Consider the following 8903-nt stretch of genomic DNA (forward strand, 5'->3'; position numbering starts at 1 on the left):
GGAGCCCCTTCCTGTTTTCTGGCCAAAGGCCGGTCGATCAGTCGACCACCACAACCATGTGCGGCAGCTTGGCGATCGCACCACGGACTTCCGGGGTGTCTTCGCGCTCGACGACCTTGTGCATCTTGCCGAGGCCAAGACCGATAAGGATCTTCTTCTGGCTCTCGGGGCGACGGATCGGCGAACCGATCTGCTTGATCTTGATCTTCGCCATGATGCTTACTCCACGATGGCTTCAGCAGCGGCTTCAGCCTCTGCTTCGCTGGCGCCACCGCGACCAAGCAGGTCAGAGACCTTCTTGCCGCGACGCTGGGCAACCGACTTCGGCGAAGTCTGGTTGGTCAGCGCGTCGAACGTGGCGCGGATCATGTTGTACGGGTTCGAGGTGCCGACCGACTTGGTCACGACGTCATGGACGCCGAGGCTTTCGAACACGGCGCGCATCGGACCACCGGCGATGATGCCGGTACCGGCAGGCGCCGTACGCACGTTCACCTTGCCGGCGCCGAAGTGGCCCCGACCGTCGTGGTGAAGAGTGCGGCCGTCCTTGAGCGGCACGCGGACCATCTTCTTCTTGGCAGAAGCAGTGGCCTTCGTGATCGCTTCAGGCACTTCGCGAGCCTTGGCATGGCCGAAGCCGACGCGGCCCTTGCCGTCACCAACGACGACCAGTGCTGCGAAACCAAAGCGCTTGCCGCCCTTAACGGTCTTCGAGACGCGGTTGATGTGGACGAGCTTCTCGATGAGCTCCTCGCCCTGTTCCTCGTCGTTGTTGCCACGGCCGCCACGGCGGTCGTCGCGACGGCCACGGCCGCCACGCTCGCCGCGTTCGCCACGGCCACGGCCACGACCACGACCTTCGCGGACTTCCTGGCCTTCAACAGCCGGGACGTCGGTCTGGATTTCGGTGTTTTCGTCAGCCATGATCAGAACTCCAGCCCGCCTTCACGGGCGGCTTCGGCCAGCGCCTTGACGCGGCCATGGAAGAGGAAACCGCCACGGTCGAACACGACCGAGGTGATGCCCGCCTTCTTGGCGGCCTCGGCGAGTTCCTTGCCAACGCGGGTCGCGGCATCCTTGTCGGTGCCCTTGCCGCCAAGGGTATTGGCGGCGGCCAGCGTACGGCCCTGCGCGTCGTCGATGATCTGCGCATAGATGTGACGGCCGGTGCGGTGCACCGACAGGCGAGGACGGCCGCCCGAACGGGCCTTCAGGGCCGTGCGGACGCGCCGGGCGCGGCGCGCGAAAAGAGAAAGCTTGGCCATTACTTCTTCTTCCCTTCCTTGCGGAAGATGAATTCGCCGCGGTACTTGATACCCTTGCCCTTGTAAGGCTCAGGCTTGCGCCAGCGGCGAATTTCGGCCGCGAGTTGGCCGACCTTCTGCTTGTCGATGCCCGAGATTTCGACCGTGGTGTTATCCGGGGTCTTGATCTCGATGCCTTCCGGCACGGCGATGTCAACGTCATGCGAGTAGCCGAGCTGCAGCTTCAGGTTCTTGCCCTGAGCGGCCGCACGGTAGCCGACGCCCTTGATCTCGAGGACCTTGGAGAAGCCGTTGGTAACGCCTTCAACGAGGTTCGAAACGAGGGTACGCTGCATGCCCCAGTGGCTGCGGGCAGCCTTGGTCTGGTTGGCAGGCTGAACGGCGATCGAACCTTCTTCGACCGAGTAGGTCACGAGGTCCGACAGACCCAGAGTCAGGGTGCCCTTGGGGCCCTTCACGCTGAGAACGCCGTTGTCGATGGCGGCAGTGACCCCGCCAGGGATCACAACCGGCTTTTTGCCGATGCGGCTCATTAGAACACCTCCGCCAGCACTTCGCCACCGACGTTGGCAGCGCGCGCTTCGGCATCCGAAAGCACGCCGCGGGGCGTCGAGACGATGGTGATGCCAAGGCCGTTGCGCACAACCGGGAGTTCCTTCGAACCCGAGTAGACGCGGCGGCCAGGCTTGGAGACGCGGGCGATGTGCTTGATAGCAGGCTCGCCCTCGAAATACTTCAGCTCGATGCGCAGCTGCGGGTGGGCACCGGTGGCGTCATCGCTGAAACCACGGATGTAACCTTCACGCTGCAGAACTTCGAGCACGCGCGCACGCAGCTTGCTGGCGGGAGAAAGGACCGAGTCCTTCTTCGCCTGCTGGCCGTTGCGGATGCGGGTGAGCATATCACCCAGGGGATCGGTCATAGCCATTGCTTAGTATCCCTTACCAGCTCGACTTGGTCACGCCGGGGATCATGCCTTTGTTGGCAAGATCGCGCAGCTCGACGCGGCACAGACCGAACTTGCGGTAGTAACCGCGCGGACGACCGGTGGTGGCGCAACGGTTGCGAACCCGGGTCGGGTTGCCGTTACGCGGGATCTCGGCCAGCTTCAGACGGGCGATGAGGCGCTCGGTTTCGTCGAGCGATTCATCATCGGCCACTGCCTTCAGGCGCGCGTACTTGCCTGCATACTTCTTAACGAGCTGCTTGCGGCGCTCGTTCTTGTTCACGGAACTCAGTTTCGCCATGGACTTAAGCTCTCTTGCTCAGCGGCGGCTCACGCCGCCTCCTTCTGTTCCGACACTTCAGCCGGGAACGGGAAACCGAAGAGACGCAGCAGTTCGCGCGCTTCCTCATCGGTCTTGGCGGTGGTGGTGACGATGATGTCCATGCCACGCACCTTCTCGATCTTGTCGTAGCTGATCTCCGGGAAGATGATCTGCTCCTTGAGACCCATCGCGTAGTTGCCGCGGCCGTCGAACGACTTCGGATTCAGACCACGGAAGTCGCGGATGCGGGGCATCGCGATCGTGATGAGGCGATCGAGAAATTCGTACATACGCTCGCGACGCAGGGTCACCTTGCAGCCGATCGGCATGCCTTCGCGCAGCTTGAACTGTGCGATCGACTTGCGGGCCTTGGTGATCACCGGCTTCTGACCAGCGATGGCTTCCATCTCGACAGCGGCGGTCTGGACCTTCTTCTTGTCCTGGCTCGCCTCGCCCACGCCCATGTTGAGCGTGATCTTTTCGATCTTGGGCACTTCCATCGCGTTCTTGTAACCGAACTTCTCGGTCATCGCCTTGACGATCGCGTCGTCATAGCGCGTGCGCATGCGCGGAGTGTAGTTCTCAGCCATCGATGGTCTCCCCGGACTTGACGGCCACGCGGACCTTCTTTCCGTCCTTGGTCTCGAAGCGAACGCGGGTCGGCTTGCCGTCCTTGTCGGCAACGGCGATCTTGCTGATCGCCATCGGTGCCGGAGTGCGCTCGATGCCGCCCTGCGGGTTCTGCTGGGTCGGCTTGCGGTGGCGGGTGGCGACGTTCACGCCTTCAACCACGACCTTGCCGTCCTTGGGCAGGACCTGGAGAACGGTGCCGGTGCGGCCCTTGTCCTTGCCGGACAGGACGACGACGGCGTCACCCTTCTTGATCTTTGCGGCAGCCATTACAGCACCTCCGGAGCAAGCGAGATGATCTTCATGAAGCCCTTGCCGCGAAGCTCGCGCACGACGGGGCCAAAGATACGAGTGCCGATCGGCTCCTCGTTCTTGTTGATCAGCACGGCGGCATTGCCGTCGAAGCGAATCACGCTGCCGTCAGCACGACGGACGTCCTTGCGCGTACGGACAATAACCGCACGATGGACGTCGCCCTTTTTGACGCGGGCGCGGGGCTGCGCTTCCTTAACCGACACCACGATGATGTCGCCAACGCCTGCGAACCGACGCTTAGAGCCGCCCAGCACCTTGATGCACTGGACGCGCTTTGCGCCGCTGTTGTCCGCGACGTCGAGATTGGATTGCATCTGGATCATAGATCCGAGTCCTTCTCAACTGGCTTGCCGGAACCAGTCCGGCAGTTCCTAAAAAGACAGGCCCACGAGGGGCCCGAGTCGCCCCGACGGGCGAAGTGCGGCCCTTTGCCGCATTCACCCGCCTAGGTCAACACTCTTGTCCGGCCGAGAGGCCGAGGTCCTTAGACCTCGGCTTCCAGTGCCGTACCCTTGCTCGCCTGAAGACGGTCAAGAACCTTCCAGGTCTTGGTCTTCGAGTAGGGCTTCGTCTCCTCGATCCGGACGCGTTCGCCGGTCTTGAAGGCGTTGTCTTCGTCGTGAGCGTGGTACTTCTTCGAGCGACGGATGATCTTCCCGTAAAGGGGGTGCTTCACCTTGCGCTCGACCAGTACGGTCACGGTCTTGTCGGTTTTGTCGGAAACGACGGTCCCGATCAGAATACGCTTGGGCATCGTGTTTCCTCCTTAGGCCTTCGCCGCACGCTCAGCCTGGAGCGTTTTGATGCGGGCGATGTCACGACGCACCTGCTGGATGCGCGCAGGCGCTTCGAGCTGGCTGGTCGCGGCCTGGAACCGCAGGTTGAACTGCTCGCGCTTCAGATCGACGAGTTCAGCGGTGAGCTGGTCGTCGGTCTTGGCGCGAAGGTCTTCGATCTTGTTAGCCATGATACGACTTCCTTACTCGCCGCCAAGGTGCGAGGTGTCGCCGAGGCGAGCCACGACCTTGGTCTTGATCGGCAGCTTCATCGCAGCGCGGCTGAAAGCCTCTGCTGCGAGGGGGCCAGCGACGCCGTCCAGTTCGAACAGGATGCGGCCGGGCTTGACGCGGGCCGCCCAGTATTCGACCGAACCCTTGCCCTTACCCTGACGGACTTCAGCAGGCTTCTTCGAAACCGGCACGTCGGGGAAGACGCGGATCCAGAGACGACCCTGGCGCTTGATGTGACGCGTGATCGCGCGGCGAGCCGCTTCGATCTGGCGGGCGGTGATCCGCTCCGGCTCGAGGGCCTTGAGGCCGTACGAGCCGAAGTTCAGGTCGGTGCCACCCTTGGCATCGCCCTTGATGCGGCCCTTGAAGGCCTTGCGGAACTTGGTCTTTTTCGGTTGCAGCATGGTGCTTACTCTACCTCAAGCCTCAGCGCGCGGGTCGCACGCCGGAGGTCTGGGCCTCCATCATAAGACGGTCCTGCGCCATCGGGTCGTGACCAAGGATTTCGCCCTTGAAGATCCAGACCTTGATGCCGATGATGCCATAGGCGGTGAGCGCCTCGGCTTCGGCATAGTCGATGTTGGCACGCAGAGTGTGCAGCGGCACGCGGCCTTCACGGTACCATTCGGTACGCGCGATTTCCGCGCCGCCCAGGCGACCACCGCAGGTGATCTTGATGCCTTCGGCGCCGAGACGAAGAGCCGACTGAACGGCGCGCTTCATGGCACGGCGGAAAGCAACGCGGCGGACCAGCTGGTCGGCGATGCCCTGAGCGACGAGCTTCGAGTCGATTTCCGGCTTGCGGATTTCAACAATGTTCAGCTTCACTTCGCTGCCGGTCATCGTCGCAAGCTGCTTGCGCAGCTTTTCGATGTCCGCACCCTTCTTGCCGATGATAACACCGGGACGGGCTGCGTAGATCGAAATGCGGCACAGCTTGGCCGGACGCTCGATCACCACCTTCGAGATCGCAGCCTGGGGCAGCGCCGAAATGATGAACTTGCGGATCTTGAGGTCTTCCTCAAGAAGCTTGCCGTAGTCCCGGCCTTCCGCGAACCAGCGGCTGTCCCAGGTACGGTTGATCTGCAGACGCAGACCGATCGGATTGCTCTTGTGACCCATGGCTCAGGCCTCCTCGACTTCGCGAACGACGATCCGCAGGCGCGAGAACGGCTTGAGGATCCGGGTGGACTTGCCGCGACCACGAGCGTGGAAACGCTTCATGGTGATCGACTTGCCGACCGACGCCTCGGCGACGACGAGAGCGTCGACGTCGAGGTTGTGGTTGTTTTCCGCATTCGCGATCGCCGAAGCGAGGATCTTGCGGGCGTCCTGGGCCATGGCCTTCTTGGAGAAGGCCAGGATGTTCATCGCGTCCTCGACCTTGCGGCCACGGATGAGGGCGGCGACGAGGTTGAGCTTCTGGGCGGAACCACGAATGGTGGTGCCGACCGCAAGAGCTTCCTTCTCGCCAACGCGGCGGGGTGCTGCCTGCTTGCTCATTAGCGCTTGCCCTTCTTGTCGGCAGCGTGGCCGGGGAACGTGCGCGTGGGCGCGAATTCACCGAGCTTGTGGCCGACCATGTCCTCGTTGACCGAGACAGGGATGAACTTGTGCCCGTTGTAGACCGAGAAGGTCAGACCAACGAACTGCGGAAGGATGGTGGAGCGACGCGACCAGGTCTTGATCGGACCAGCGCGGTTGCCGGCATCCTGCGCGACCTCGGCCTTCTTGAGAAGGTACAGGTCGACGAAGGGGCCTTTCCAGACGGAACGTGCCATCGTGTCTTACCTCTTCTTCTTGGCGTGGCGCGAACGGATGATCATCTTGTCCGTCTGCTTGTTGTTGCGAGTGCGAGCGCCCTTGGTCGGCTTGCCCCACGGAGTGACCGGGTGACGGCCGCCCGAGGTGCGGCCTTCACCACCACCGTGCGGGTGGTCAACCGGGTTCTTGGCAACGCCGCGCGTCAGCGGGCGACGGCCCAGCCAACGGCCGCGACCGGCCTTGGCAAGGGTCTGGTTGGCGTTATCGGGGTTCGACACGGCGCCAACGGTGCCCATGCAATCGCCACGCAGGTAGCGCTGCTCGCCCGAGTTCAGACGAACGATGACCATGCCGCGGTCACGACCGACGACCTGCACATAGGTGCCTGCCGAACGGGCGATCTGGCCGCCCTTGCCGGGCTTCATCTCGACGTTGTGGCAGATCGTGCCGACCGGCATCTGCGACAGGAGCATCGCGTTGCCGGGCTTCACGTCGGTCTTTTCGCCGGCGACGACAACGTCACCAACGGCCAGACGCTGCGGCGCCAGGATGTAGGTCAGCTCGCCGTCGGTGTACTTCACCAGCGCGATGAAGGCGGTGCGGTTGGGATCGTATTCGATCCGCTCCACGGTCGCTTCCATGTCCCACTTACGACGCTTGAAGTCGATGAAGCGGTACTTCTGCTTGTGACCACCGGCGATGCCACGCGAGGTGACATGACCCTTGTTGTTACGACCACCAGTCTTCGACTTGCCTTCGGTCAGAGCCTTGACAGGCTTGCCCTTCCACAGCGACGACTTGTCGACGAGGACCAGGCCGCGGCGTGCGGGGCTGGTCGGGTTATAATGCTTCAGTGCCATCGGATCAGCCCCGTACGCCTTCGGTGATGTCAATCGACTGGCCTTCGGCCAGCGTGACGATCGCCTTCTTCACGTCGCTGCGACGGTAAGGCTTACCGCGCCAGCGCTTGGTCTTGCCCTTCTGGACCAGGGTGTTCACGCCAGTAACCTTGACGTCGAACAGCGCCTCGACGGCAGCCTTGATCTCGGGCTTGGTCGCCTTGTCAGCCACCTTGAACACGACCGCGTTCTGCTCCGAAAGCAGGGTCGACTTCTCAGTGATGTGCGGCGAGAGGATCACGTCGTAGTGACGGATGTCCACGTTGCTCTTAGCCATTGAAACGCGCCTCCAGCTTCTCGACAGCGGCGCGCGTCAGCACCAGCGTATCATGCTTCAGGATGTCGTAGACATTGGCGCCGACAGCCGGGAGCACGTTGACGCCGATGATGTTGCGGGCAGCCAGGGCGAAGCCCTCGTTGACCTGCTCACCGTCCATGACGAGAACCTTCTTGCCGAAGTTCGCCTTGGCGAGCTGACCGGCGAGCGCCTTGGTCTTGGCATCGGAAACGTCGAGCGAGTCGACGATCACGAGACCGTTCTGAGCCTTGGCCGAAAGGGCCATCTTCAGACCGAGAGCGCGGATCTTCTTGTTCAGCGAGACGTTGAACTCGCGGCGACGGGCACCGTGAGCCTTACCACCGCCGATGAACACCGGTGCTGCGCGATCGCCGTGACGAGCGGTACCGCCGCCCTTCTGGCGACCGAACTTCTTGCCGGTGCGCGCGACTTCCGAGCGCTCGCGGGTCGCACGGGCGATGCCGCGACGGTTTTCGAGCTGCCAGGTGACGACGCGGTGCAGGATGTCAGCGCGCGGCTCAAGGCCGAACACGTCGTCCGAAAGCTCGATGTCGGCGTTAGCGGCCGAACCGTCGATATTGAGGACCTGAACCTTCATGATTAGCCCTCCTGGCCTTCGGTCGCTTCGGGAGCCACGGCTTCGGCCGGGGTCACGGCAGCGACCGTATCATTGGTGTTGGCGGCCGACTTGATGCCGGCGGGGTACGGAGCCTCGGCGTGACGGGCAACCTTGACGGCGTCCGAAACGGTGAGCCAGGCGTTCTTCGAACCCGGGACCGAACCCTTCACGAAGATCAGGCCACGCTCGTCGTCCACGCGGACGACTTCGAGGTTCTGCTGGGTGCGCTGACGGTCGCCCATGTGGCCGGCCATCTTCTTGTTCTTGAACACCTTGCCCGGATCCTGACGGTTACCCGTCGAACCGTGCGCACGGTGCGAGATTGAAACACCGTGGGTGGCGCGCATACCGCCGAAGCCCCAGCGCTTCATGGCGCCCTGGAAGCCCTTACCCTGGGTGTGGCCGCCTACGTCGACCAGCTGGCCGGGCACGAAGTGCGAGGCTGCGATCGTGGCGCCAACTTCGAGGAGGGCGTCGTCGGCGACGCGGAATTCCGCGACGCGCATCTTCAGGGGAACCTGAGCCTTGGCGAAGTGTTCGCGCTGCGGCTTGGCAACGTTCTTCTGCTTTGCTTCGCCCGCACCGAGCTGAACCGCGACGTAGCCGTCACGATCAGCAGTACGGACCGAAACCACCTGACAGTCTTCAAGTGCCAGGACAGTGACGGGCACGTGGCGACCGTCCTCCTGGAACAGGCGGGTCATCCCGACTTTCTTGGCGATCACGCCTGTACGCATGACCTTTCTCCTTACAGAGGCGTACGCAGGACCATCCCCCGTACGCGTGTCCAACCCTGTTATGATACGAACCCCGTCCGGGTCAGGTGTTCCCTGCA

At 62.9% G+C, this 8903-nt stretch carries 19 protein-coding genes; all 19 read right to left on the reverse strand.

The window, feature by feature from the left end:
• Positions 1-37: 37 nt before the first annotated feature.
• Positions 38-214, reverse strand: coding sequence for a 50S ribosomal protein L30 (gene rpmD, locus AC1VVM_RS16720; RefSeq protein ID WP_132386837.1), 177 nt, complete (start codon positions 212-214; stop codon positions 38-40).
• A 5-nt stretch (positions 215-219) separates the two neighbouring features.
• Positions 220-924 carry a 30S ribosomal protein S5 gene (gene rpsE / locus AC1VVM_RS16725; protein WP_132386839.1) on the reverse strand — a complete coding sequence of 235 codons (705 nt, stop codon included), beginning with the start codon at positions 922-924 and terminating at the stop codon, positions 220-222.
• A 2-nt stretch (positions 925-926) separates the two neighbouring features.
• The gene (rplR, locus tag AC1VVM_RS16730) at positions 927-1265 is read right to left on the reverse strand and encodes a 50S ribosomal protein L18 (RefSeq protein WP_132386841.1); all 339 of its coding nucleotides are present in this window, start codon (positions 1263-1265) and stop codon (positions 927-929) included.
• Positions 1265-1798, reverse strand: a complete 534-nt coding sequence (gene rplF, locus AC1VVM_RS16735) for a 50S ribosomal protein L6 (protein ID WP_132386843.1) — start codon at positions 1796-1798, stop codon at positions 1265-1267. The genes rplR and rplF overlap by 1 nt, the downstream gene beginning before the upstream one ends.
• Positions 1798-2193: a 30S ribosomal protein S8 gene (gene rpsH, locus AC1VVM_RS16740; RefSeq protein ID WP_132386845.1), complete on the reverse strand. Its 396-nt coding sequence runs from the start codon at positions 2191-2193 to the stop codon at positions 1798-1800. Before rpsH ends, rplF begins: the two co-directional genes overlap by 1 nt.
• Before the next feature lie 13 nt (positions 2194-2206).
• Positions 2207-2512, reverse strand: coding sequence for a 30S ribosomal protein S14 (gene rpsN, locus AC1VVM_RS16745; protein WP_132263811.1), 306 nt, complete (start codon positions 2510-2512; stop codon positions 2207-2209).
• Between the two features lie 29 nt (positions 2513-2541).
• A complete protein-coding gene (rplE, locus tag AC1VVM_RS16750) occupies positions 2542-3123 on the reverse strand; it encodes a 50S ribosomal protein L5 (RefSeq protein WP_132386847.1) in 582 nt (193 codons plus the stop codon).
• Positions 3116-3433: a 50S ribosomal protein L24 gene (gene rplX, locus AC1VVM_RS16755; protein ID WP_132386849.1), complete on the reverse strand. Its 318-nt coding sequence runs from the start codon at positions 3431-3433 to the stop codon at positions 3116-3118. The genes rplE and rplX overlap by 8 nt, the downstream gene beginning before the upstream one ends.
• Positions 3433-3801 carry a 50S ribosomal protein L14 gene (rplN, locus tag AC1VVM_RS16760; protein WP_132386851.1) on the reverse strand — a complete coding sequence of 123 codons (369 nt, stop codon included), beginning with the start codon at positions 3799-3801 and terminating at the stop codon, positions 3433-3435. The genes rplX and rplN overlap by 1 nt, the downstream gene beginning before the upstream one ends.
• Before the next feature lie 161 nt (positions 3802-3962).
• On the reverse strand, positions 3963-4232 hold the full coding sequence (gene rpsQ / locus AC1VVM_RS16765; protein ID WP_054440320.1) for a 30S ribosomal protein S17: 270 nt from the start codon (positions 4230-4232) through the stop codon (positions 3963-3965).
• A gap of 12 nt (positions 4233-4244) precedes the next feature.
• Positions 4245-4445: a 50S ribosomal protein L29 gene (gene rpmC / locus AC1VVM_RS16770; RefSeq protein WP_132386853.1), complete on the reverse strand. Its 201-nt coding sequence runs from the start codon at positions 4443-4445 to the stop codon at positions 4245-4247.
• A gap of 12 nt (positions 4446-4457) precedes the next feature.
• Positions 4458-4892, reverse strand: a complete 435-nt coding sequence (gene rplP, locus AC1VVM_RS16775) for a 50S ribosomal protein L16 (RefSeq protein WP_021233439.1) — start codon at positions 4890-4892, stop codon at positions 4458-4460.
• Positions 4893-4914: 22 nt separating this feature from the next.
• A complete protein-coding gene (rpsC, locus tag AC1VVM_RS16780) occupies positions 4915-5610 on the reverse strand; it encodes a 30S ribosomal protein S3 (protein WP_132386854.1) in 696 nt (231 codons plus the stop codon).
• A gap of 3 nt (positions 5611-5613) precedes the next feature.
• Positions 5614-5991: a 50S ribosomal protein L22 gene (rplV, locus tag AC1VVM_RS16785; protein ID WP_132386855.1), complete on the reverse strand. Its 378-nt coding sequence runs from the start codon at positions 5989-5991 to the stop codon at positions 5614-5616.
• The gene (gene rpsS, locus AC1VVM_RS16790; RefSeq protein WP_054440312.1) at positions 5991-6269 is read right to left on the reverse strand and encodes a 30S ribosomal protein S19; all 279 of its coding nucleotides are present in this window, start codon (positions 6267-6269) and stop codon (positions 5991-5993) included. Before rpsS ends, rplV begins: the two co-directional genes overlap by 1 nt.
• Before the next feature lie 6 nt (positions 6270-6275).
• A complete protein-coding gene (gene rplB / locus AC1VVM_RS16795; protein WP_132386856.1) occupies positions 6276-7112 on the reverse strand; it encodes a 50S ribosomal protein L2 in 837 nt (278 codons plus the stop codon).
• 4 nt (positions 7113-7116) lie between these two features.
• Positions 7117-7428: a 50S ribosomal protein L23 gene (locus AC1VVM_RS16800; RefSeq protein ID WP_132386857.1), complete on the reverse strand. Its 312-nt coding sequence runs from the start codon at positions 7426-7428 to the stop codon at positions 7117-7119.
• Positions 7421-8047, reverse strand: a complete 627-nt coding sequence (rplD, locus tag AC1VVM_RS16805; protein ID WP_132386858.1) for a 50S ribosomal protein L4 — start codon at positions 8045-8047, stop codon at positions 7421-7423. Before rplD ends, AC1VVM_RS16800 begins: the two co-directional genes overlap by 8 nt.
• A 2-nt stretch (positions 8048-8049) precedes the next feature.
• Positions 8050-8805 carry a 50S ribosomal protein L3 gene (rplC, locus tag AC1VVM_RS16810; protein ID WP_482904714.1) on the reverse strand — a complete coding sequence of 252 codons (756 nt, stop codon included), beginning with the start codon at positions 8803-8805 and terminating at the stop codon, positions 8050-8052.
• Between the last annotated feature and the right edge of the window lie 98 nt (positions 8806-8903).

The organism is Novosphingobium sp. BL-S-33 (assembly GCF_056857025.1).

What these genes read in the sequence shown, in the direction of transcription:
- rpsC (WP_132386854.1), bottom strand. Translation starts at nt 5,610, where the DNA reads ATGGGTCACAAGAGCAATCCGATCGGTCTGCGTCTGCAGATCAACCGT.
- rpsQ (WP_054440320.1), bottom strand. Translation starts at nt 4,232, where the DNA reads ATGCCCAAGCGTATTCTGATCGGGACCGTCGTTTCCGACAAAACCGAC.
- rpmD (WP_132386837.1), bottom strand. Translation starts at nt 214, where the DNA reads ATGGCGAAGATCAAGATCAAGCAGATCGGTTCGCCGATCCGTCGCCCC.
- rplR (WP_132386841.1), bottom strand. Translation starts at nt 1,265, where the DNA reads ATGGCCAAGCTTTCTCTTTTCGCGCGCCGCGCCCGGCGCGTCCGCACG.
- rpsN (WP_132263811.1), bottom strand. Translation starts at nt 2,512, where the DNA reads ATGGCGAAACTGAGTTCCGTGAACAAGAACGAGCGCCGCAAGCAGCTC.
- rplD (WP_132386858.1), bottom strand. Translation starts at nt 8,047, where the DNA reads ATGAAGGTTCAGGTCCTCAATATCGACGGTTCGGCCGCTAACGCCGAC.
- rplB (WP_132386856.1), bottom strand. Translation starts at nt 7,112, where the DNA reads ATGGCACTGAAGCATTATAACCCGACCAGCCCCGCACGCCGCGGCCTG.
- rplX (WP_132386849.1), bottom strand. Translation starts at nt 3,433, where the DNA reads ATGGCTGCCGCAAAGATCAAGAAGGGTGACGCCGTCGTCGTCCTGTCC.
- rplP (WP_021233439.1), bottom strand. Translation starts at nt 4,892, where the DNA reads ATGCTGCAACCGAAAAAGACCAAGTTCCGCAAGGCCTTCAAGGGCCGC.
- rplF (WP_132386843.1), bottom strand. Translation starts at nt 1,798, where the DNA reads ATGAGCCGCATCGGCAAAAAGCCGGTTGTGATCCCTGGCGGGGTCACT.
- rplE (WP_132386847.1), bottom strand. Translation starts at nt 3,123, where the DNA reads ATGGCTGAGAACTACACTCCGCGCATGCGCACGCGCTATGACGACGCG.
- rpsS (WP_054440312.1), bottom strand. Translation starts at nt 6,269, where the DNA reads ATGGCACGTTCCGTCTGGAAAGGCCCCTTCGTCGACCTGTACCTTCTC.
- rplC (WP_482904714.1), bottom strand. Translation starts at nt 8,805, where the DNA reads ATGCGTACAGGCGTGATCGCCAAGAAAGTCGGGATGACCCGCCTGTTC.
- rplN (WP_132386851.1), bottom strand. Translation starts at nt 3,801, where the DNA reads ATGATCCAGATGCAATCCAATCTCGACGTCGCGGACAACAGCGGCGCA.
- AC1VVM_RS16800 (WP_132386857.1), bottom strand. Translation starts at nt 7,428, where the DNA reads ATGGCTAAGAGCAACGTGGACATCCGTCACTACGACGTGATCCTCTCG.
- rpsE (WP_132386839.1), bottom strand. Translation starts at nt 924, where the DNA reads ATGGCTGACGAAAACACCGAAATCCAGACCGACGTCCCGGCTGTTGAA.
- rpsH (WP_132386845.1), bottom strand. Translation starts at nt 2,193, where the DNA reads ATGGCTATGACCGATCCCCTGGGTGATATGCTCACCCGCATCCGCAAC.
- rplV (WP_132386855.1), bottom strand. Translation starts at nt 5,991, where the DNA reads ATGAGCAAGCAGGCAGCACCCCGCCGCGTTGGCGAGAAGGAAGCTCTT.
- rpmC (WP_132386853.1), bottom strand. Translation starts at nt 4,445, where the DNA reads ATGGCTAACAAGATCGAAGACCTTCGCGCCAAGACCGACGACCAGCTC.